This window comes from Shewanella algicola, assembly GCF_014648035.1.
Taxonomy (GTDB): domain Bacteria; phylum Pseudomonadota; class Gammaproteobacteria; order Enterobacterales; family Shewanellaceae; genus Shewanella; species Shewanella algicola.
The window spans coordinates 45374-68787 of the sequence record NZ_BMQI01000021.1; the positions used below are offsets into that span (position 1 = coordinate 45374).

General features: G+C 40.8%; 15 protein-coding genes. 8 read left to right on the forward strand and 7 right to left on the reverse strand.

Annotated features, from left to right (window positions below; genetic code table 11):
• The first annotated feature begins 87 nt into the window (after positions 1 to 87).
• Entirely contained in the window at positions 88 to 1176 is a 1089-nt protein-coding gene (gene rlmM, locus IEY42_RS10765; RefSeq protein WP_188925228.1) for a 23S rRNA (cytidine(2498)-2'-O)-methyltransferase RlmM, read from the forward strand.
• 116 nt (positions 1177 to 1292) lie between these two features.
• Here the strand turns inward: rlmM and IEY42_RS10770 are convergent, their stop codons facing one another.
• Positions 1293 to 2303 carry an isocitrate dehydrogenase gene (locus tag IEY42_RS10770; RefSeq protein WP_188925229.1) on the reverse strand — a complete coding sequence of 337 codons (1011 nt, stop codon included), beginning with the start codon at positions 2301 to 2303 and terminating at the stop codon, positions 1293 to 1295.
• 380 nt (positions 2304 to 2683) lie between these two features.
• Between IEY42_RS10770 and IEY42_RS10775 the strand changes: the two genes are divergently transcribed.
• Positions 2684 to 5488: a prolyl oligopeptidase family serine peptidase gene (locus tag IEY42_RS10775; protein ID WP_188925230.1), complete on the forward strand. Its 2805-nt coding sequence runs from the start codon at positions 2684 to 2686 to the stop codon at positions 5486 to 5488.
• A gap of 102 nt (positions 5489 to 5590) precedes the next feature.
• Here the strand turns inward: IEY42_RS10775 and xni are convergent, their stop codons facing one another.
• The 4 genes from xni to IEY42_RS10795 form a co-directional block, all read right to left on the reverse strand.
• Positions 5591 to 6355 (reverse strand): flap endonuclease Xni, encoded by a 765-nt coding sequence (xni, locus tag IEY42_RS10780; protein ID WP_188925231.1) that lies wholly within the window; start codon positions 6353 to 6355, stop codon positions 5591 to 5593.
• Positions 6355 to 7713 carry a nucleotide 5'-monophosphate nucleosidase PpnN gene (ppnN, locus tag IEY42_RS10785; protein WP_188925232.1) on the reverse strand — a complete coding sequence of 453 codons (1359 nt, stop codon included), beginning with the start codon at positions 7711 to 7713 and terminating at the stop codon, positions 6355 to 6357. Before ppnN ends, xni begins: the two co-directional genes overlap by 1 nt.
• A 62-nt stretch (positions 7714 to 7775) precedes the next feature.
• Positions 7776 to 9332 carry a diguanylate cyclase domain-containing protein gene (locus IEY42_RS10790; protein ID WP_188925233.1) on the reverse strand — a complete coding sequence of 519 codons (1557 nt, stop codon included), beginning with the start codon at positions 9330 to 9332 and terminating at the stop codon, positions 7776 to 7778.
• Between the two features lie 180 nt (positions 9333 to 9512).
• Positions 9513 to 11669, reverse strand: a complete 2157-nt coding sequence (locus IEY42_RS10795) for a tetratricopeptide repeat protein (protein ID WP_188925234.1) — start codon at positions 11667 to 11669, stop codon at positions 9513 to 9515.
• Positions 11670 to 11871: 202 nt separating this feature from the next.
• Here IEY42_RS10795 and IEY42_RS10800 point away from each other — a divergent pair, with 202 nt between their 5' ends.
• Complete coding sequence (locus tag IEY42_RS10800; protein WP_188925235.1) at positions 11872 to 13704, forward strand: M61 family metallopeptidase; 1833 nt, start codon at positions 11872 to 11874, stop codon at positions 13702 to 13704.
• Between the two features lie 70 nt (positions 13705 to 13774).
• Here IEY42_RS10800 and IEY42_RS10805 read toward each other — a convergent pair whose 3' ends face one another.
• Positions 13775 to 14332 (reverse strand): glutathione S-transferase family protein, encoded by a 558-nt coding sequence (locus tag IEY42_RS10805; protein ID WP_188925236.1) that lies wholly within the window; start codon positions 14330 to 14332, stop codon positions 13775 to 13777.
• A gap of 9 nt (positions 14333 to 14341) precedes the next feature.
• Positions 14342 to 15253, reverse strand: coding sequence for a recombination-associated protein RdgC (gene rdgC / locus IEY42_RS10810; protein WP_188925237.1), 912 nt, complete (start codon positions 15251 to 15253; stop codon positions 14342 to 14344).
• Between the two features lie 325 nt (positions 15254 to 15578).
• Here rdgC and IEY42_RS10815 point away from each other — a divergent pair, with 325 nt between their 5' ends.
• The 5 genes from IEY42_RS10815 (at position 15579) to IEY42_RS10835 (ending at position 22400) form a co-directional block, all read left to right on the forward strand.
• Complete coding sequence (locus IEY42_RS10815; RefSeq protein ID WP_188925238.1) at positions 15579 to 16523, forward strand: porin; 945 nt, start codon at positions 15579 to 15581, stop codon at positions 16521 to 16523.
• A 197-nt stretch (positions 16524 to 16720) separates the two neighbouring features.
• Complete coding sequence (gene phoB / locus IEY42_RS10820; RefSeq protein ID WP_188925239.1) at positions 16721 to 17410, forward strand: phosphate regulon transcriptional regulator PhoB; 690 nt, start codon at positions 16721 to 16723, stop codon at positions 17408 to 17410.
• Positions 17411 to 17579: 169 nt separating this feature from the next.
• On the forward strand, positions 17580 to 18875 hold the full coding sequence (phoR, locus tag IEY42_RS10825) for a phosphate regulon sensor histidine kinase PhoR (RefSeq protein WP_188925240.1): 1296 nt from the start codon (positions 17580 to 17582) through the stop codon (positions 18873 to 18875).
• Positions 18876 to 19237: 362 nt separating this feature from the next.
• Complete coding sequence (locus tag IEY42_RS10830; protein WP_188925241.1) at positions 19238 to 20209, forward strand: PstS family phosphate ABC transporter substrate-binding protein; 972 nt, start codon at positions 19238 to 19240, stop codon at positions 20207 to 20209.
• Between the two features lie 391 nt (positions 20210 to 20600).
• On the forward strand, positions 20601 to 22400 hold the full coding sequence (locus tag IEY42_RS10835) for a M1 family metallopeptidase (RefSeq protein WP_188925242.1): 1800 nt from the start codon (positions 20601 to 20603) through the stop codon (positions 22398 to 22400).
• The last annotated feature ends 1014 nt before the right edge of the window (positions 22401 to 23414 follow it).

Genomic DNA, 23414 nt, shown 5'->3' on the forward strand with positions numbered 1-23414 from the left:
AAATTCTCCTTCCTTGTGATTTTTTGGGTATAATAGCGGGATTATTGTCTCGCTATTAACGCGATCATCCTTACGCTAAGGCTCCAAATGAAAAACCTATTTCTATTTTGCCGTTCAGGTTACGAAAAAGACTGTGCGGCAGAAATTCAACAACGTGCTGCAGAGCTTAATGTCGGTGGTTTTGTTAAAACCAACGTAAATGATGCTTATGTTATTTATCAATGTTTTGAAGAGGATGGTGCGGATACTTTAGCTAAAGAGCTTGCGCTAAGTTCGCTCATTTTTACCCGTCAAATGTTTGCCGCAGGTGAGATGTTGTCTGATTTACCAGAACAAGATCGTGTTAGCCCAATTGTTGCCGCGTTATCAGAGTTGTCTAAGTGTGGTGAATTACGGGTTGAAACACCTGACACCAATGAAGCCAAAGAACTGTCGGCCTTTTGCCGTAAATTTACTGTCCCGCTGCGCCAAGGCTTAAAAAAGAGTGGTGCATTGCTTGGCGTTGAAAACGACCGCCGTCCTATTATTCATGTGTGTTTTATTGGCCCAGGTAAAGCCTATGCGGGTTATTCGCTGAGTAACAATAGCTCTCCTCACTTTATGGGTATTCCACGCTTAAAAATGGCTGCAGATGCGCCGAGTCGCTCAAGTTTAAAACTTGATGAAGCGTTTGGGGTATTTTTAACCAAAGAAGAGCAAGAAACTCGCTGTCGCAGTGGCTTAAATTCAGTTGATTTAGGTGCCTGCCCAGGCGGTTGGACGTACCAATTAGTGCGCCGCGGTATGATGGTGGCTGCAATTGATAACGGCCCAATGGATCCTAAATTAATGGAAACTGGTCAGGTTAAACATTATCGCGCCGACGGTTTTCGTTTTGAGCCACCGCGTAAAAATATTTACTGGTTAGTGTGCGACATGGTTGAAAAGCCAGCGCGTGTTGCTGAGCTAATGGAAGCTTGGGCGATTAACGGTTGGTTTAAAGAGGCTATCTTTAACCTTAAATTACCGATGAAGAGTCGCTATAAAGAAGTGAGCACCATTTTAGAAACCATGAGCACCATTTTAACTGAGAACGAAATTGACTTTAAAATGCAGTGTAAGCACCTGTATCACGACCGTGATGAAGTGACTGTGCATTTGTGGTTGTTCCCTGAAAAGGGCGTGAGTTACGCATAACCTTAGTTACGCTTAACCTTAGTTACGTTTAATGGTTTTACTCAATCAATAAAAAGCCCGCTGATAATCATTATTAGCGGGCTTTTTGTTAAGCTTAAAAGCTTGTAGAAAAGTGCTTAACCTAAACGTTCAAGTACCGCTTGGGTAAAGTCGGTGGTACCGTGAGTGCCGCCTAAATCGCGCGTCGTACGGTCGCCTTCTTCAATGACTGCTGAAACGGCATTGCGGATCATCTCAGCTTTGTCTGACATGCCTAAATACTCAAGCATTTGAATCGATGCTAAAATCACCGACGTTGGGTTTGCCAGGTTTTTGCCTGCAATGTCTGGAGCACTGCCATGTACTGCTTCAAAAATAGCAGCGTCGCGGCCAATGTTAGCACCCGGTGCCATGCCTAATCCGCCGACTAAACCGGCGCAAAGATCAGACAAAATATCACCAAATAAGTTAGTGGTTACAATCACATCGAAGTTTTCTGGGTTCATGACTAATTTCATGCAAGTCGCATCAACAATCATTTCTTCTGTGGTGATGTCTGGATAACGCTGGCTCACTTCACGTGCAACTTTTAAAAATAAGCCTGAAGTCGATTTCATGATGTTGGCTTTATGAACAATCGTGATTTTTTTACGGTTTTCTTTACGGGCTAACTCATAGGCAAACGTGGTAATTTGTTCAGCGCCCTGGCGAGTAATAATACTGGTCGCTTCAGCGGTTTGGCCGTCGTCTGACACTTTTTGGCCTAAACCTGAATACATACCTTCGGTGTTTTCACGAACCGTAATGATGTCGATATTTTTGTAACGAGCCTGAGTACCTTTAAAAGAATTAACCGGACGCACGTTAGCGTATAAGCTGAATGTTTTACGAAGACTGACGTTAATTGAAGTAAAACCTTCGCCGACTGGTGTCGTTAAAGGGCCCTTTAAGGCGATACGGTTTTTTTCGATGAGGTCTAACGTACGTTGCGGTAATAACTCGCCGTGCTTTTCTAACGCCGTTAACCCTGCATCTGCAAATTCGTATTCAAAGCCACATCCTGCTTTGTCGAGGATTTTTAAAGCTGAATCGATGATGCTAGGTCCAATCCCATCACCTGGGATTACGGTAATTGTACGTTTTGGCATGAATAGTCCTTCCACGGTTGTGGTTACTGCAAGTGTTGAACCGCAAGCAAGGTTACGGTCAGACGACGATAAGATCCGTCGTTTTTCTGCGGCGTATTTTACCGACTTTTAACGTTTATTTACAGAAAATAGTGAGTGTTATCACATTATTTCCGTTATTTTTAAGTCAATCCTAATCCGTTTGTTTTACTATGACTGTCAGTCAGTTCGACATAGGTTTAGTTTACGCTTACTCAAGTGGTAAGGTGAAAATTGATGTCGAATAGCTTATTCGGTGTGATGCTTTTATATAGACGACTTTGGTCGTATGCAGCTCAATGCGATATCGCCTCGCCATTGATCAAACAGACAATCCATCATGATAATAATTAGAGGAAACTGTGAAGGTATTTAACTTAATTCCACTGGCATTGTGCCTGAGTGTGAGTGCGTACGGTGTTGCGGCGCCCAATGCATTAACCATTGACGATATTATGCATTTCGAAACCCTGCAACAGCCGGTTATTTCAGATAATGGCAAGGTGATAGCCGTAGAGGCCAAGCCTGACCGTGGTGATAGTCGTGCATTAGTGCGTTTTAATGACAATAGTAAACACTATCAAATTGACCGTGGCAGCAATGTTAAGGTCAGTGCAGATGGACGCTTTGTATTAGCCACCTTGCAAGCACCTTTGTTTGAGCGTGAAACAGAAAAAAGTGACGATTTACCTCACTCTATTATGCTATTAGCCACTGACACAGGTAATCAGCAACAGTTCGATAATGTCGACACTGCCGTATTGAGTGACGATGGCGGCTATTTATTGGTTAAGCATAAGCCTGAAGATAAAAAAGCTGAGTCGGATGAATCTGCAAAAGTTGAGCCTGTAAAAGAGAGTCAAGACAAAAAACAAGATGATGACCAAGAGGTTGATAAAGCCGATCTTGGCACTCAAGTCACTCTGGTTAAGCTTGACACTAATCAGCAGTTAACATTAGACAATGTGAGTCAATTTGCTTTTGATAAAGCCGGTGGTTTGTTAGCGGTGTTACAAAATGACTCGCAAGAGGCGTTACATAAATTAACCCTAGTAAAGCTTGACTCATTAAGTCCTGAGACATTATTTACCAGTGAGAGCGAGCAGCTTGAAGCGCTTGCCATCAGCGATGATGGCCACTTTGTGGCTCTGACTAAAGGCGATGCATCAGTTGCACGTTATGGCCGTGAACATAGCCTTTTAGTGCTTGATATTAACACCAGTAAGCAGCAATTGTTTACTGGCAATGACGCCTGGCGATACAACCAACACTCGAGTTTACAGTTCTCTAAAGACAACCAACGTTTATTTGTTGGCAGAGTCCCTAGCGTGGCGCAGCAAGCTGAGTTAGCTCAGTACAAACAAGCTGAAGATGTGTTTAACCCTGAGATCATTACGGCTAGCAAGCAATTGCGTGTCTGGCATGGTGAAGACCCTAAGATTAAACCACAAGAAGTGAAAGAGTACGCCAAAGAGTTAAAACGTACATACCTTGCGGTGTTGCATCTTGATTCAAATAAAATGCTTCAATTGGCCGACCAAGCAGTGCCTGATGTGACTTATGGCGAACAAGCTGATTATTTACTGGCAAGCTCAGATGTGCCGTATCAAAAAATGATCACCTGGGCTGGGTTTTACCGCGATGTGTATCTGGTTAATTTGAACACAGGCAACAAGCAGCAAATATTGGTACAGCAGCCGAGTGATGCTATGCCTACCTTGTCACCAAACGCAAAGTTCCTGGCTTATTATCAGCAGGGCAGTGTGTATTTACGTGATATTTCATCGGGACGCACCGTTAACCTAACACAGAATATCTCTACGCCTTTTGCCGATGAAGATCATGATTATCCTAGCGCTGCGCCCGGATACGGCTTTGGCCCTTGGCTTGCTGATGACTCTGGCATTACGTTTTACGATAAATACGACATGTGGCAATTTAATACCACGTCACATAAAGGCTTTATGCTCACCAATGGTGAAGGGCGTAAGCAAAAAATCCAATTTAGAGTGGTTGGGCTGGCTAAACAACAACGGTTACCTGCGATTATTAGTCAAGGTCAAAAAGTCATATTACAAGGTTATAACCACACCACTAAAGCTGACGCATTTTATGCTGCAACAGTGGGGCAATCTGCAGTTAAGCGTGTAACCGATAGTGACAGTAAATTAACCTTATTAGCCCGTGCTACCGAAGCAGATACTGTGGTGTTTTCAAAACAACGCTATGATTTGTATCCAGACTTGTACAGTGCAGATGTGAATAGTGTACAAACGGCCACTCAATTAACTTCACTTGACGCTCAACGTAACGACTTTGCTTGGGGTAACGCTGAGCTTGTGCATTGGCATGATGGCGATGGTGTTAAAATGGATGGCGTGCTCATTAAGCCGAGCAATTACCAAGAAGGTAAAGCGTATCCAACCATGGTGTACTTTTATCGCTTTATGAGTGACAGATTACATGCATTTCCTGATATGAAGCTCAACCATCGCCCTAATTTTGCCTGGTATGCAGACAATGGTTATGCCATCTTTTTACCTGATATTCGCTTTGAAGTCGGTTACCCAGGTATTTCGTCGGTTAAAGCATTAACCGCCGGTGTGCAAAAACTGATTGAGATGGGCGTGGCCGATCCTGATGCGGTGGGTATTCAAGGCCACTCGTGGGGCGGTTATCAAAGTGCTTATGCCGTCACCCAAACCAATATCTTTAAAGCGATCGTAACTGGGGCGCCAGTATCAAATATGACCAGCGCGTATAGTGGTATTCGTCATGGTTCTGGTTTGGCTCGTCAATTCCAATATGAAACCGGCCAAAGCCGAATTGGTGGCAGTTTATTTGATGCTCCGCAAAAATACATTGAAAACTCACCGGTATTTTATGCCGATCGTATTCAAACGCCGATGATGATTATGTTTGGTGATAAAGACGATGCAGTGCCTTGGGAGCAGGGTGTTGAGTTGTATTTAGCGATGCGCAGAGCGGGTAAAGATGTGGTGTTTTTACAATATCAAGATGAACCTCATCACTTGAAGAAGTACCCTAATAAGCTTGATTACAGCATTAAAATGAAACAATATTTTGATCATTATTTAAAAGGCGAACCTGCACCACAATGGCTCAAGCAGGGTGAAGCGTACCAGGAGTACAAAAAAGCCGATTAACCATTAGCGTTTATCGCTACTACAAAAAACGCCTCAATATCATAGATACTGAGGCGTTTTTATTAATCATTAGCGGTGTTTTTTAGATTAGGGGTAATCGAGTTACTCCGGGCTCTTAACTCTAAATTGCTTTAAGTTCACATTGAGAGGAATATCGGTTTGCAGTTGAGCAAGCTTGTAGCTTATTCGCGCCATGTCTTTGCCCTCAGCAAGCTTTTGCGCCTGTTTCGCCCCTAGGTTATCAAGCGAACGATATAAATTGGCAAGAGTTCTAAACTTGTTGAGTAAATCGGCAGCAGATTTTGGCCCTATACCGGCAATGCCTGGGATTTTATTACCGCTGTCTCCTGCCAGCGCAATAAAATCGAGCAGTTGGTATTGTTCAACTCCGAGCTTTTTTTCATATTGCTGTATATCAAATGTCTGCTGATTAAAGTGATCCCATAAGGTGAGGTTTTTAATCGGTAGTTGGCTAAACCCTTTGTCGGTAGACACGATAACCACTTCACCATTGTTGCTGATCACTTTGGTCGCAATCGTCGCAATGACATCATCTGCTTCAGATTGGGCATCAAATGAGTGAATATCATTGTCTGCGAGTGTGGCTTTAATTTGTGATAAGCCCTCGCTTAATGCCGTAGGCATTGGTTTGCGGCCCTTTTTATAATCTTCGTATAGCACCTTACGCCAGGATGTTTCATTACCATCCCACACCACGATAATGTGTGTGGGTTGGTGCTGCTTAAGCATTTTTTGCAACGCAGCCAGTGAACGTTGTTGCACGTTAGCTATGTCATTTTCATCAGGCAGCGCCGCATGGATACGGCGAACAAGGTTTAATCCATCAATAATCAGCAGTTTATTCATTAGTTTTTTATTATGTTGTAGCAGGGCTCATAGGCACTGCCGGGTAATTTCATTCGTTGTTGTTTTACAAATGCCGTTAATAAGTTATCCATCATGCGCATTAATTCTATATCACCTTGGATATTAAAGCGCCCATGTTGTTGAATAAGTTTTATGGTGTCACTTTTTACATTACCGGCCACAATGCCTGAAAATGCTTTACGTAAGTTAGCTGCAAGTTCGGCTTTATTGTCTTGGAAGTATAAGTTCAAATTTGCCATAACTTCATGGGTTGGATCAAAGGGTAATTGAAATTCTGGCTCAATTTTAAGTGACCATTGGTATTGATAAGCGTCACCTTTGTTCTTGCGATAGTTTTTGACCTCACTCATTCCTTGTTTCATTATTTGGCCAACTTGCACAGGGTCATCAATAATGATTTGGTATTTACTCTGGGCCTCTTTACCTAAAGTCGCACCGATAAAGGCATCTATTTCGGTAAAGTACTCAGCGCTTTGTGCTGGGCCAGTTAATACCAATGGGAATGGGGTATTACAGTTATCTTTGTGTAATAAAATACCTAGAAAATACAGCAGTTCTTCAGCGGTACCGGCGCCACCAGGAAAAATCACAATGCCGTGGCCAAGGCGTACAAAGGCTTCAAGACGCTTTTCTATGTCGGGTAAAATGACTAATTCATTAACAATTTGATTAGGCGGCTCTGCAGCAATAATACTGGGCTCTGTTAAACCAATATATCGGGCAGTGTGTACTCGCTGTTTGGCATGGCCAATCGTTGCCCCTTTCATAGGGCCTTCCATTGCGCCTGGGCCACAACCGGTACAAATATCGAGGCCACGTAATCCCAATTGATAACCCACGTCGCGGGTGTATTGATACTCAACTGGGTTGATGCTGTGACCACCCCAACACACCACGACATTGGGATCTTTCATCGGAGAAATGGCTTGCGCATTGCGTAAAATATCGAATACCACATTGGTTATGTGGTTGGCGTTGGTGAAATCGATGTGCTTTAAATTTTCGTATTTATTGCTGATGTAGATAATGTCGCGCAGTACGGCAAACAAGTGCTCTTGAATACCCACAATGATCTCACCATCGACAAAGGCTTGCGTTGGGGGATTGATTAATTCAATTTGAATGCCACGTTCGCGCTGTAAAATATTGATGTTAAATGATTCATAGCGGCTAAACAGCTCTTCTGAACTGTCGCTAATTAAGCCTGAGGCGAGTACTGCGAGGGAGCAATTGCGATATAACTGATAGAGGTCACTTTTGGCCCCTTGTCTTAAACGTTCGACTTCTAATTGAGACAGTTGGTCTAAACTACCACGTGGACTAATTTTTACGATCATACGCAACTCCTCTGGACCCAAGTGCTTGATACCGAGCCCAAAGAAGGTGAGTCTGTATTGGTTTAGATATCAATAACGACTCGGTCTCTGCCGTTGTTTTTTGCTTGGTATAAGGCTGCATCGGCTCTTTCGAATGCTTCTTCGAGCGTCTCATTTTCCATTACTTGTGCAGCACCTATAGATAATGTAACTGTAATTCGCTGATTTTTAAATTTAAATGGAATATTTTTTATTTTTTCTCTTACACGATTAAGCATCAATGAAATATGCTCATCGGTGATGCCCGGTAAAAGTAAAACAAACTCTTCGCCGCCATATCGCGCGACAAACTCACTGTCACGCAGTGAATTTTTTAATGCCATAGCAATCACTTGTAATGTTTTATCGCCGGTGCTATGACCAAAGTTGTCATTGACTGTTTTAAAGTGGTCAATATCGGTTACCGCAATCCACAATGGCGACTTAAAACGCATATGATTACGATATTCTTGCTCCATTCTGTCTTCTAACGCTGCACGGTTAGCGAGTTGAGTGAGTGGGTCAAGCAGGTTGAGCTTTTGGTGTTCAAACAGTTTTTCTTTGTAGCTATTGGCTTCGTTGCTCATTGCGTTGAGTTCTTTACGCATTGATTCAATCGATTTACGCAAAATTGTCTGTTCACGTTGCTCTAGTGCTTCTTTACGCGATAAGGCGTCACGTAAAGACGTTAGCTGAACGGTCAATTGGGTTTTAAGTTCGGTAATGTTATCAACATCGATAACCAACTCATCAGCATTGCTTACGCGCAAGTTAATTTCTTTGTTTAATTGACCTTTTAGCTGCTCACTACGTTGACTATTATTATAGGTGCTGTTGACCACATCGCGCACAATGGTTAATGCATCGTTTAGGGCGAATAGAAAATCTTGCGAAGCGGTTTTCTCACGGGCGATGTTGTCTAACAATAAGCTGAGGATGGTCTGGTAAGACTCAAGTAACGTATTAACACTGATGTCTGAAAGTAATACTTCTTTAAGGACTAATATTTGATCGCGTTGATCTTTTCTAAACTCAACCTCGGCTATTTTTACGGCCAATTCCTGGGCTAGTTGTATGTGCTGTGGCAATATGTCGTAGTCGTCGGTGTCGGCAAATTCTTGTTTTAAAATCTCTTCGTAAAATGACACAAGCTTTTCTACTTTGGGAATGTATTCCCATACGGTATGAAATGGCTTATTAAGCTCTTGTTTAAAGTAAGTGATTTCTTTTTTAAGCTTGTCTGGTACCGCGTTGACGCGTTGGATTTGACGGATCACTCGAGACAACCCTACTCGGCTGTCTTCTAAGCGCGACATGGTATGGCTGTATTGTGATTTTAACAGACGCTCGATATCGACTAATTCTGGTAATGCTTCATCAACTTGATCAAAGCTTTGCATATGATGACGCAATTTAGCCAGTTTATTGTCGAGCTCCAAGTTTTGTCCTTTACAGGCAAGACTAAGGTGACTGATAAACTGGATCAGCGTTTTTAGTTTGTCATTACGATCTGTGTTGATGTCTTCAAGCGCAAGTTTGGCTGCATGAAGTTTTTGTTTCATCAACGATATTTGTGAAATCGTAGTCTCAGACTCTTTCATTATTGCATTGCCTACTCTTTATTTGCTTGCAATTAGCAAGCCATTGCCACAATCCTAGTGTTAAAGCAGGATCTCTAGTTAATGTACATTATAGTGATAATATCGCAATAATGTTGTGCAACAAATCTAATTGTTGATAAATAATAATAATTTACATATGAGTGCTAATTTATTAAACAATTAACATTTGGGCCAATTGATGTCTAAACTGTTGCGATTGCTTTCGGCGCGAATAATCCCTCGATTCAACGCTTGGGTTAGATTCAAATAAAGTGGCGGCATAAAAATAGCCGCGGGAGCAAAATTAAGGGGCCTTAATGACACATAAGCTGGCTTTTCAGTAATATCCATTGCCGCAGCTAATGCATATTGTAATGTTTCGAAATGCAACTCCGCACTAATATTAACATCCGGATTACCTAATAAGGGGAGGTTAATATGGCCAATACTGGCTTGATGTATATTTTGTAACTGTGCAAAATTAGGGATGTTACTTTTTACGTCTTTCAATTGTTCAAGACAAGTTAACAATGCCTCATATATAAAGTCGGCATCGTGTTGTTGATTAAAATAACAGGCAAACACACCTGAGCGTATCACAAACACATCGGTGCCTAAGTGTTTGCTTAGTTGTTTCATAAACGAATGTATTAATGTCACTGACTCAGTTAGTCCCAACTGCATATCAATATTATTTAATTCGTTAATATTGATTAGAGCCAAGGTTTTTGCTTCAGATTGTTCCATTGTTACCAGTGTTTGGATAAACGCTCGATAGCCAGGTGATTGTGATAAAGGCTCAAGATGATTAATGATTTGCGAGGCTTGATGTTGTTTGGTTTTGTGTTTTAATTTTCGATATAAAAAGACTGTAATGATTAACATTATGCTAGAAATTGCCAATAAAAACAATGTTATCAACCGGTTATGCTTGTTCTTTTCGGATTGTTGCTCTAGTTTGTTGTTAAGTAGTGTTAATTCGAATTTGAGTTTTTGCTCTGTTAATTCTGAGCGACCATTGTTGGCTTGCTTTTTGTCTTCAATCGACTGAGTTAACGTGATAATGGTTTCTACGCTATCGATTGCCGCGTTAAGATCATTAATGTTGCGATAAGCTTTTGACAAATAACCTAAAGCCTCAATTTGAACATCAATAAGGTTTTTCTGCTTAGCTAATTCAATGGCTTTATTGGCATGATCGATGGTTTCTGGCCATAATTGTTGATCGGCACTCACTTGAGCAAACAGTAATTCATTATGGACCAAGTAATGATTGGTTTTATGAGCTCTAAAAATATCATTGGCCTGCTTTAAGGCACTGATTGCTGCAGGGTAATTTTTGAGTTTTGAATAGACTTCACCTACATTATGAAAATTGAGGCCCACGGCAATATTGTTACCTACACGCTCATTTACTTGCTGTGAATTTAAGTAGTAATCAATTGCTTTGCTCCACTTTTCTTGAGCGGCATAAATCATCGCAATGACATTTAAAGTTTCTGCTAGATAGCTTTCATTGCCTAATTCTTGCAATATTTCAGCGGCGTCATGGGCATATTTTAATGCGTCGTCCCATTGCTCTAAATCACGATACGTTCTTGCTAAATTGATTGATGTTTGTGATTTTAATGAAAGATAATTAAGGCCGTTGGCTAAACGAAATGCTTCGGTGAAATGTAACAACGATTTGCTCATGTCACCGCTACGATTATAATATTTACCTAATGCGGCTTCTGATTCTGCGATAAAATAATCGTTGTGAAGTTGATAAGCAATTTCACGATATTGATTTAAATGCGATAACGCCGGCGCGGGTTGCAGTAACATCATTTGCAGACTGGCTAGGTGTTCATGCAGGGTGTATTTAAATAAGGTCGCCTCAAGGCTCACGTCGGAGTTAATTTTATTAAAGGCCTCCATGTATTCAGCCACAACTGATTGGTATTGCTTATCTCTTCTGGCTTTAAATCTTGCTTTGAGCATTATCACCATTGCTTGCTCAAAGGCCGTTGAATCAATTGAATCAAGTTGTTTTATCAATAATTCTGCATCTTCATATTTGCTAGCAGATTGCAAATTGGTTTCTAAATTCAAGCGAGCTAACACTTCTAAATTGCGGTGCAATTCTTCAGGTTTGTACCCTAAATCATCTGCGACTTTGGCAAATTCTTGTGGGGTAGCAAACGATAATGGAAACTCTGTTATTTTGGCAATTTTGGCGTATAGCTTAGTAGGGTTTTCTCTAAATTCGATTTCTTGTTGTTCAAGATCTTTAGCTATCACGACTTGGCAAAAAATGAATGGCAATAACAAAAATAAAATAGCGAGTCGTAGCATAGTCGCAAAAATCCTTAATATTGTTCATAAAACAAGCCCCACTGATATGGATAAAAGTCTGTGAAATCAATAGGTGTTTAACTACGCATTGGCACTTTTTGTAATCAATCGTAAATGGCCACTTTGTAAATTAGCGTAGATTGTTATAATTGTTCGGAATTTAAAATAAAAACAAATAGAATCATACCAGAAGGAACTTAGAGTGAAACCCACTTCTCTAGCTATTTTAACCTCAAGCGCGCTTTTTTCGATGTGTTTTTCTGCCCCCTCATTTGCTGACGTTGATTACCATGTCGATATTAATCAACCTGTGCACCATTTAGCGCAAGTTAGCGTGTCTTTTCCTAATACAACGTCTTCACAATTAACCGTCAACTTACCCGTGTGGCGTACTGGCCGTTATCAGGTTTTACCGGTTGCGGATGGGGTAAGATTATTTAGCGCAGCAGACAGTAACGGAAACGCTTTACCTTGGACTCGCACCGCCAGTGGTGAATGGACTATTGATTTAGCCAAACCTACAGCAGTAAACATTACTTATCAGTTACATGCCAATGAACTTGCTGACCGCTTACGTCATATTGATGACAGTCATGCCTATTTAGATGCCAGCGGTGTATTGATGTATAGTCCTGAATTTCGTCAACAACCGGTCAACGTTGATCTAAGCGTACCTAAAGGTTGGCAAAGTTTTTCTGGTATGGATAAAGGCCCTACACCCCATTCATTTAAAGCGGCTAACTATGATGTATTGGTGGATTCACCAATTGAAACTGGCATTAATCAACATTTCAATTTTGAGGCGAATGGCCGTGAGTATGATGTAGTTTTTTGGGGGGAAGGCAATTATGACACTCAACAAATTGTCACCGATTTAACTAAAATCAGTGGCCAAGCGTCGATGATTTGGGATGATTATCCGTTTGAACGCTACGTATATATGGTGCATGCAACAAATGGTGCACGCGGCGCGACTGAGCACCTTAACTCTACGATTATTCAGTTGCCGCGCTTTAATTTTCGTGAACGTGAAGATTATTTACGCTTTATCAGTACCGCATCACATGAGTTTATTCATACCTGGAATGTCAAAGCCTACCGGCCAGAAGGGCTCGTGCCGTATGATTATCAGAATGAAAATATGAGTGAGCTGTTGTGGGTTGCAGAAGGTTCAACCAGTTATTTTCAAAAACAATTGCTGCTCCGTGCAGGCATTATCACAGCCAAAGAGTTCTTTAAAGACTTAAGCCAGAGAGTGGTGTTAAATCAGCAAAATCCTGGGCGTGATACACAATCTGTAGCAGAAGCCAGTTTAGGGCAATGGAGTAGCACCTGGGGGGATTATGCAGTAAACCACAGCGTTAATATTTATTCAGAAGGCTATTTAGCCTCGATGGCATTGGATTTTAGTGTGTTGCAAGACAGTGATTTAGCGCATTCATACCGTGATGTACATAAAGCGTTATACCAGAACTATAAAATTCCGATGGGTTATAACGTTGAAGATATACAAAATATTTTAACAACACTGACCGGTAAAGATTACCAACCCTGGTGGCAAGAATTTGTTAACCAACCTTTTAGCTTAGACTTCGATCAACTGTTATCTCAAGCCGGTTTAATGACAACTTATGGTGATAACCCTAAAACCAAAGTGGATACTGGAATGAGCTTATCTGGCTTACATAACGACTTAATACTGGCAACAGTGGCTAAAAATGGCCCAGCTTGGCAGGCAGGGTTAAGTGCGGGAGATGAATTAGTTGCGGTAAATGGATTGAAAGTCACGGCAGACGGTTTTACTAAACGTTTTGATGATTTTACTCCTGGCGATAAGGTTAAATTAACCGTATTTAGTAATGACAGGTTAAAGGATGTCAATATTCTATTGGCTGAACAACCAAAGGGCACATTGTCGATTACAGCTGTTGAGCAACCGAGTGCAGCGCAAAAAGCCTTTTTTAAAGCTTGGCTTGGTATTGAGTGGCCGTTTAATGCCGAAGGTAAATGGGTTAAGACCGACGACAAGGCCTAACTCACTCGGTTTTGATACTAAAAAGCCCTGATGCTTCAGGGCTTTTTTTATTTATCAAGATTTAGTTTGATTAAGCGGATGGGGCGGTTTCAATAAAAAATGGCTGTCGCTCAATTGCCGCTAAAAACAGTTTCATTCTTGGGTAGTTGTCGATATTGATCCGTTGTCGAAAGACTGCCCAACTTAAATAACAGCCTAAGCGTATTTGAACATCATCAAAAGGACCATGAAGCGGTAGTTTGAGCTGTTCTAATGCAACTAGAATCGACTCAATTCGCTGCGCCTGTCTTAGCGTATATTCATAGCGCTCGATGCCGACCCCATCTCGAGCTAAGAAAAACAGGTTGATTGTGCTATCGAGTGCAGTGTTGATCATGCAATATTGATCAAATTGGCTTGCACTCGCAATAAATGGCACTGCTGATTTATTGCGGATGTAACGTAATATGGCACTAGAATCGGTGAGCGTTAACTCGCCATCTTGTAAAAGCGGAACGCGCTTGGTGGGCGACAATGTCGCACTCGCGGCTTGATCCGTTTCAATAAATTCATAATCAAGTGTCGACTCTAATAATGCAATTCGACAATGACGAACAAAAGGCGAAGTAAAACTGCCGTATAGTTTCATATGGTGTCCTTATACACTTTGTTCAAGTGGACCAAAGGCCTGGTTAAGCGCATTAATAAACGCCACAAGTTCGCTACCCATTAAAGCGAAATCGGCATCTAATCGCGCGATAGGATCTTCAGTACCAACCTCATCATTTCCAGCTCTAAACTCTTCTGAAAACTTAATCCGTTTAACGCTGGCATCAGATTGCATAACAAATGCAATAGATTGAGCAAAATGTAAGGCTAATTTATGTACTTGTTTGCCCGTAGCAATATGAGCGAGTACTTCATCTTCCTGCAGCACTTGCTGTTTAAAGCGCACAATACCGCCTTCATCGGATTCAGATTTTAGTTCTGCTTCATCTTGCATTTCAAATGGTGCTGGCGCTTCGCCTGCTTGCAACCATTGCGTTAGCGTTGCTTCTATCGGCGTAGCAAAGCTCAATGGGATCACCGGTAAACTGCCGATGGCTTTACGTAATAACGCTAATAACTCTTCTGCTTTGGTTGCACTTGAGCTGTCAACTAAGATCATTTCCAGTTCAGGCATGATCAATGCGTGAGTTTGGCTGCGGCGTGAAAACGCACGTGGCAACAAGGTGGTGGTGATCTCGTCTTTAATATTGTCTTTTTCTTTTTTGGTGACTTTACGATTTTCTTGCTCTTCTATTTCGGCCACTTTTTCATCTAACGCTTCTTTTATCACCTGACCGGGTAGAATTTTTTCTTCTTTAGTGACACAAATTAAATGACGGTTCTCTGCACTATGGACCAGTGCATTGCCTTTCTTGCCTAATGCGTTTGAAAAGCCAAACTTACTGATGTCTTGGCTTGAACAAGGGGAGAAGGTGAAATCGGCTAGAGCCGTTTCTAATGTTTCGGTATCAGTCGTAAACGGTTTGTTGAAACGATATAGGGTGAGATTTTTAAACCACATAGAATGCTCTCATTAATTAACAGGAAAAATTCAGATACCGCAGTTTACGGGATAGATGCAAAGCGGTAAACCTACAAAAAAATGCCATCAACATCTTGATAAAGACCATTGACCTCAGAATTCATCAAAGTGTCACATTTGGATTGTGTAGCCTTAAACCGTTATCGCAGCTGTATTTCAAGCCATGTTAATCACTTGTATTCAGTGAATATCAGTAAATCATTAACTAATGAAATATTTCTGAAACATTCGCAAGGCAGAATGCCGCTCGTTCCGATACAACACTCCGTAATAACCATGACGATTAATACGTCAAAAGGATGAAATGATGAATGCTTTTTGTAAAACTCTTTTAGTCTCTGCAATGGCAGCAACGCTTACTTCAAGTGCTTATGCAGCAGAACCTCTAAAAGTTTATGGCAAATTAAATATTACTGCGCAGTCTAATGATGTTTCAGATGAAACCGAAACGACTATTGAAAGTAATGCATCACGTTTTGGTGTCACTGGTGAGTTCGAATTAAGCACGTCTTTAGAGGCTTTTTACACCATCGAGTATGAAGTGAATACTAGCGATGATGATAAAGAAAACTTCTTAGCGCGTAATCAGTTTGTGGGTTTAAAAGGTCATTTTGGTGCGGTTTCTGTCGGTCGTAACGATACCATGCTTAAAGTATCTCAAGGTAAAGTCGACCAGTTTAATGACCTGTCTGGCGATTTAAAAACCATGTTTAAAGGCGATAACCGCATGGCACAAACCGCAACCTACTACACACCTGAGTTCGGTGATTTTCAAGCGGGTGTGACCTATGTTGCTTCAGGCGATTCAGCTCAAATAGTTGGAGATAACAGCTCAGGTGAAGACGGTGTGAGTATGGCTGTTATGTATGGCGATGCTGGACTTAAAACCTCTTCAATTTATGCCGCAATTGCCTATGATTCAAAAGTAAAAGGTTATGATACTGCTCGCGCCACTGTGCAAGGTAAAGTAGCAGGATTAGTGCTTGGCGCAATGTACCAACAACAAGAAGCACTTGATAGCGGTGTAAAAGATGATGGCTTCTTATTAAGTACGGCTTATGGCATTGATGATGTCACATTAAAAGCGCAGTATTTAGACATGGAAAACAAAGGCGATTCATGGTCTGTGGGTGCAGATTACAAACTCGGTAAGCCAACGAAGTTATTTGCTTTTTACACTGAAAACACATTTGATTCAAACGACCAAGATGATGCTTATGTTGGGATCGGTATCGAACATAAATTCTAAGATTCGCTTATTTAATTGCGTCAAATCATTACATAATTAAAAAAGGGCTTCGGCCCTTTTTTGTTACACTGCTTTAACAGCAATTAAGCTTTTATGACAAAAACTGTTTTTTAGTCGCAATATTAGCGTTGAGGTCATGAAAGTGTAATAAAAGTGTCTAATAATACCCATGTGGCAAATTAATGTAGAAACTCAACATGACAGCTAGGATTTTAATAGTAGAAGATGAATCAGCAATTCGAGAGATGCTGACATTTGTGATGGATCAACATGGTTTTACGACAGCTGCTGCTGAAGATTTCGATTCAGCTATTGAGTCGCTTCAAGAACCGTACCCAGATTTAATCTTACTTGATTGGATGTTCCCTGGTGGCAGTGGTATCCAATTGGCAAAACGTTTAAAGCAAGACGAGTTTACCCGTCAAATCCCCATCATTATGCTTACCGCACGTGGTGAAGAAGAAGATAAAGTTAAAGGCCTAGAAGTGGGTGCTGATGACTATATTACAAAACCCTTTTCGCCTAAAGAATTAGTGGCAAGGATAAAAGCTGTGTTGCGCAGAAGTGCCCCCACACGCTTAGAAGAAACTATTGATGTACAGGGCCTGCAACTTGATCCTGTGAGTCATAGAGTGACAGTCGGTGATGCCGTGCTTGATATGGGACCCACTGAGTTTAGATTATTGCACTTTTTTATGACTCACCCTGAGCGTGTGTATAGCCGAGAACAGTTACTTGATAATGTTTGGGGTACTAACGTCTATGTGGAGGATCGCACAGTAGATGTACACATAAGGCGCTTACGCAAAGCGGTAGAACAAGGTGGACACGATAGGTTAATTCAAACAGTTCGTGGTGCTGGTTACCGTTTTTCAACCAGAATGTAATGCGTTTGGGCAACCATGAAGCTCTGTTTGTATAAACAGAGCTTTGCTCATTGTTTGTTGCCTAGCCACAATAGTTAAATTAGGCTATCTTGTGGTTCCTCGTTATTCCTAATAATCAGTAACGACACTTAAGGTGTTGGCTGCGTTACCTTTCGCAATTAGGTTGCTTATGCTTAACTCGTATTCTGGATTCCGGTTATTTTTTCGTTTAGCACTGTTACTGACTTTATTTATGTGTGTAGGTGCTTTGTTAGGCCATATTGCTATTGTGACTTTGTTGGGGACTATTGGTTTACTCGCCTGGCATTACCGTCAAATTACTCGTCTAAACTTTTGGTTATGGAAAGACAAAAAGTTAACCCCGCCTCAAGGCCAGGGCAGTTGGGAAGGGGTATTTAATGGTATTTATCGTTTACAAGGTAAAAACCGGCGCCGAGTAGGGCAATTAGCAACGTTACTTGCTCGTTTTCGTCAAGGTGCTGAGGCGTTGCCTGATGCTGCTGTGGTGCTCGATGCTGAACTTAACATTTTGTGGTGTAACAAACTGGCTCAATTAATTTTAGGGTTTGTGTGGCCGCAAGATAGTGGGCAGCGTATTGATAACCTTATTCGGCACCCTGATTTTTCTGATTATCTTAAAAAAGCGGATTTTAAAGAACCGCTTGAAATGCCGTCTCCTGTTTCTGATAAACGCTTACTCGAAATTCGCTTGATGATTTATGGTGATAGACAGTTATTACTGATCGCTCGTGATATTACCCGTATTCATCAATTAGAGGGGATGCGCAAAGACTTTGTCGCGAACGTATCGCATGAGCTTAAAACGCCTTTAACCGTGTTACAAGGTTATTTAGAGATTATGCAAAGCATGGAGGAAGACGACTCTCCTAATCAAAAGCCGTTGTCGTTAATGCAACAACAAACCCTAAGAATGCAATCGATGGTAGAGCAATTATTAGCCTTGTCGCGGATTGAAGATGCCGTTGATATTGATTTATCTAAAACCGTTAACATGAAGTTGATGATGGATATCTTAAAAGAAGAAGCTAAAGCACTAGCCGGTGATGAATATACCTTAGCGTTTAATTGTGAGGCAGGCTTAAACGCCCATGGTAGTGAAATTCAGTTGAGAAGTGCGTGTTCTAATTTAATCTCCAATGCACTGCGTTACACCGCACCTGGTGGCGTTATTACGGTGACGTGGCGTAGCGTTGCGACCGGAGGGTTATTTTCAGTAAAAGATACCGGTGTCGGCATTGCGCCGCAGCATATTAACCGATTAACTGAGCGTTTTTATCGAGTTGACGATGCGCGATCCAGTAAAACGGGTGGTACAGGATTAGGATTGGCGATTGCTAAGCATGCGCTAAGTCATCATCACAGTGAGCTTAATGTGACCAGTGAGTATGGCAAGGGCAGTACTTTTAGTTTTATTATTCCGCTCCACTTGCTTGATAGGCAATAGTGATATCGACATAAAGCAGCTTGGCTGCTTTTTTTATTTCTGCGTTATTTCAAGTAAGTTTAATTTTGTTCCAAGATAGGCATACCTTGAATTGGTATAAGATATTTACTGTCATAAAACACGTCCAATTTTAGTCATTACCGAGATAAATCGTGCCTACGGGATAAGGTTTAGGCTCGAAGGTATAATGTTTTTTGATTTAAGTTGTTGATTAGTAAGATTAGAAGTGTGTTACTTAGCAATAAGACAGTTTTACTACGCGTGTCATACAACTGTCATGTCTACGTCATAGACTTGTCATCAATGAGGTCGATACTGACTACGTTTTAAAAACTTAGTACGCATAATACTGGAGCAATACAATGAAACTGAAAAAACTTGTCGGCGCGATTACCCTAACAGCCGCTGGTGTATTCTCAGCAGCATCTATGGCTGCGATTGACCCAACTTTACCTGTATATGAAAAAACAAGTGGTGTTTCTGGTAACTTGTCTTCTGTAGGTTCTGATACTTTAGCAAACATGATGACGTTATGGGCTGAAGAGTTTAAGCATATCTATCCTAACGTTAACATCCAAATTCAAGCAGCTGGTTCTTCTACAGCACCTCCAGCACTTACTGAAGGGACTTCTCAGTTTGGCCCAATGAGCCGCAAAATGAAGCCTAATGAAGTGGAAGCATTTGAAAAGCATTATGGCTACAAGCCAACGGCCGTTCGTGTTGCAATTGATGCATTAGCCGTTTTTGTTCATAAAGATAACCCAATCACTGGTTTAAGCATTGCCCAAGTTGATGGTATTTTTTCTTCTACACATAAGTGTGGCGGTGATGAAGTATCACGTTGGAGTGATGTTGGCTTAGAAGGTAACTGGAGTGCAAAAGACGTTCAGTTATATGGTCGTAATTCAGTATCTGGTACGTATGGTTACTTTAAAGAAGAAGCGCTGTGTAAAGGTGACTTTCGCGCTAATGTGAACGAGCAACCTGGTTCTGCTTCTGTTGTACAGTCTGTTTCACAGTCTCTAAACGCAATTGGTTACTCAGGTATTGGCTACAAAACTGCGGGTGTTAAAGCGGTACCAATTTCTAAGAAAGGTGATAAGTTTATCGAAGCAAATGCTGAAAATGCGGCTAACGGTACTTACCCATTATCACGTTATCTATATGTTTACGTGAACAAACATCCTAACAAAGACCTAGCGCCTATGGACCGTGAGTTCTTACGTTTCATCCTTTCTCAGCAAGGTCAGCAAGTTGTATTGAAAGATGGTTATGTTTCACTACCTACTGCCGTTGTGAGCAAGGATTTAAACAAATTAGGTGTTAAGCTTTAGCATGTAAACAGTTTTCAAGTTTTAAAGGCCTCTTATGAGGCCTTTTTTGTGTCTGCGTTTTACTCGAGCCTAAAAAAAGGCAAAAAAAAGCAACCTAACGGTGAGGTTGCTGCTATTGCTAAAGGCAATACTGTTGATAGATTATCTTAACTATCTAATAGGAGAATGATGATGAACAAAAAAACGCTACTAGCTACAAAAAATAAGTAATGCAAATTCGGTTCATATAATCAGACTAGGGCATTTGAATTAAGTTCAACATTATTTAAAAAAATATCAGTTATTTTTAAATAAATTTCTTTAGCGTGCTATTTTTGCTCTATGAACATCATGTTTTATTATTCAGTGATGTTGAAAAAAACTAATTTATTCAAATTTTTAAGAGGTTTATGTGACAATTTTGTGGGATGTAAATCAAGATTATCATTCGAGCGCTAACACTGACTCATTATGTGTGCATCATCTGGATATTCAGTTACAAGTTGATTTTGACTCTCAACAATTAACCGGAAAAGTGAGCTTGTCTTTCACTCGTAAACAGGCGCAATCGATTTTGATACTTGATTGCCGTGACTTGCTCATTGATTACATTACTGACTTTGAAGGCCAGTTACTGACATACCAGTGTCGCGAAGTTAATTCTATTCTTGGGCAACAATGCTTGATTGAGGTTGGGTTAATCATCACTGAGGTCGTGATTCATTATCGAACATCCTCATCAGCACAAGGCTTACAGTGGTTAGCTCCAGAGCAAACCTTAGGGAAACAATACCCATATTTATTCAGTCAATCCCAGCCAATTAATGCCCGTAGTTGGTTACCGCTACAAGACACCCCAAAAGCGCGAATTACCTTTAATGCTACTGTCAATGTACCAAAGGGCTTTCGTGCAGTAATGAGTGCCACTAACAATCCGCAAATGCCTGATGATGGGGTATTTTCGTTTTGTATGGACAAACCTATCCCAACTCATTTACTTGCGATAGCGGTGGGCGATTTAGCTTTTAAGGCAACAGGCCCAAGAAGTGGTATTTATACCGAGCCCGCCTTACTTGATGCCGCAGCGCGTGAGTTTGAAGATACTGAAGCAATGATCCTGGTGGCTGAGTCTTTACTTGGCCCCTACGCGTGGGGGCGATATGACATGATTGTGTTGCCACCCAGTTTTCCGTTTGGCGGCATGGAGAACCCCATGCTAGCGTTTATGACACCCACGTTAATAGCGGGGGATAAAAGTTTAGTGTCGACGGTGGCACACGAACTTGCACACTCCTGGACAGGTAATCTTGTCAGTAATGCCACTTGGCGAGATTTATGGCTAAACGAAGGATTTACCACTTATTTTACCAATCGAATTGTTGAAGCTGTTTATGGTAAAGAACAGGCTGAATTAGAGTGGGTGATTGAATATGGCCGGCTTGCAGAAGAAATGCAGTCAATGCCACATGTTGAGCAAACGTTACCTGCTAATGTACAAAATCGCGATCCAAACTTAGCGTTTAATCGTTTTACTTACGATAAAGCCTCTATGTTTGTCCATGAACTTGAAAGTCGGTTAGGGCGAGCAGCCTTTGATCTATTTTTGCGCCAATATGTTGAACACTTTGCATTTAGTGCCATTACAACCGAATCATTTATGGAATATGCTCAGCAAACATTGTTAGTCACACATGGAGATAAGCTCAGTTTAAATGAGCTTAATGAGTGGATTTATGGACAAGGATTACCTGATTGGTTTGTGGCTCCAACCTCCAACAGTTTCGATAAAGTGAATGTTGCCTTAGCGGCATTTATTGGAGGTGTTCCTGCGCATTCCTTAGCGGTTACGCAATGGCGAGTACATCATTGGCAATACTTTTTAAGCAAGCTTCCTTTGGTTGTCAGTCAATCGATGTTGCTAGACTTAGATGAGGCATTTCAATTAACGGGTCATCAAAATGCTGAAATTGCATGTGATTGGTATCGGGTGGCTATCCGCAATCATTTTGATCCGGTTTTACCTGAGTTATCAATGTATTTATGCAAAATCGGCCGAGGGAAATTTGTTAGGCCATTGTTTACTGAGTTACAAGTTGCAGGATATCAGCAAGAGCTTGTCGCGATTTATAATCAAGCTCGCCCCGGTTATCACCCATCATTGCAAGTGCAATTAGATGCATTGTTGCGGGTTGATATTGGATCAATAGGGTAAAAACGAGATAAAAAAATGGCAGCCTATTGGCTGCCAAAATAAATCTTTGTGAGATGTCATTAACAGTGCGCTAGCGTGTTAATACTTCCCAATGGGGATGATGAACAATAAACATTAAAAACAACAGCTGTAACTCAATCCTAACCTTAGTTGAGCCGTTGAGTTGCATAAAGTTAAACTACGGGGGAGAAGCTTACTTTTATCAACTAGCACTCACATCAACTGAATATAATCCGTTACACATTAAGCGTTACATATAATCAGACTGGGCTTTATTGAAAAAGTTCACCGCAGTGATTAAATTTTTTTAAATGATTAAAAAAAAGCGTTATTTTTGCCGTGAATTTAATCAATGAATGAAATGACGTTTGATTTGCTTTTTATGCCTTACTTTTTTGTGACTTAATATGGTTATATGATGATTATTAGAATAAATGTTAGTCGTTAGTATCTGCACATTTTTAGTGTTGATGAGTCATTTGGCGATGAAAAAAAGCAAAAAAAAGGGCAACCTAATAGGTTGCCTAAGTCGTTCTTTGCGGGATGTGATTAACAGTGCGCTAGCGTGTTAACACTCCCAAATAGAGATGATGATGAACAATGAATCTAAAACTGTGTAGCAAGAGCAAAGACGGAGATGATATCTTTGTGTCTACAGGTAATTAACGTTGGAGGAAACGTTAAAATCATCTGTATCTTTCCTGCTACATAAATTAAGACTAGGTATTTTTAAAAAAGTTCACGGTGATTTAAAATTTTTTTTAAAAAACTTAATCGTGTGAATCAACTCACTTTTAGACATAAAAAAAGGCAATCAATTGATTGCCTATCGACCGACTTAGCGATCAAGGGGACCGCGCTAGAAGTCCCAGGGAGATGATGAACAATAAAAGTAATTTCACTGTTATATATTTTGAGTGTGGTGACGCAAAAAAGTTCAATGTTTAAGAGCTTTTTGTACATTTAATTGAAATTAAATTTTTATTCCAATTAAATTAATAGCTTATTTTTCAT

Bases quoted from the DNA above. Each gene is read 5' to 3' on its own strand.
- rlmM (WP_188925228.1), top strand. From the start codon at position 88: ATGAAAAACCTATTTCTATTTTGCCGTTCAGGTTACGAAAAAGACTGT.
- IEY42_RS10770 (WP_188925229.1), bottom strand. From the start codon at position 2,303: ATGCCAAAACGTACAATTACCGTAATCCCAGGTGATGGGATTGGACCT.
- xni (WP_188925231.1), bottom strand. From the start codon at position 6,355: ATGAATAAACTGCTGATTATTGATGGATTAAACCTTGTTCGCCGTATC.
- ppnN (WP_188925232.1), bottom strand. From the start codon at position 7,713: ATGATCGTAAAAATTAGTCCACGTGGTAGTTTAGACCAACTGTCTCAA.
- IEY42_RS10790 (WP_188925233.1), bottom strand. From the start codon at position 9,332: ATGAAAGAGTCTGAGACTACGATTTCACAAATATCGTTGATGAAACAA.
- IEY42_RS10795 (WP_188925234.1), bottom strand. From the start codon at position 11,669: ATGCTACGACTCGCTATTTTATTTTTGTTATTGCCATTCATTTTTTGC.
- IEY42_RS10805 (WP_188925236.1), bottom strand. From the start codon at position 14,332: ATGAAACTATACGGCAGTTTTACTTCGCCTTTTGTTCGTCATTGTCGA.
- rdgC (WP_188925237.1), bottom strand. From the start codon at position 15,253: ATGTGGTTTAAAAATCTCACCCTATATCGTTTCAACAAACCGTTTACG.
- IEY42_RS10815 (WP_188925238.1), top strand. From the start codon at position 15,579: ATGATGAATGCTTTTTGTAAAACTCTTTTAGTCTCTGCAATGGCAGCA.
- phoB (WP_188925239.1), top strand. From the start codon at position 16,721: ATGACAGCTAGGATTTTAATAGTAGAAGATGAATCAGCAATTCGAGAG.
- phoR (WP_188925240.1), top strand. From the start codon at position 17,580: ATGCTTAACTCGTATTCTGGATTCCGGTTATTTTTTCGTTTAGCACTG.
- IEY42_RS10830 (WP_188925241.1), top strand. From the start codon at position 19,238: ATGAAACTGAAAAAACTTGTCGGCGCGATTACCCTAACAGCCGCTGGT.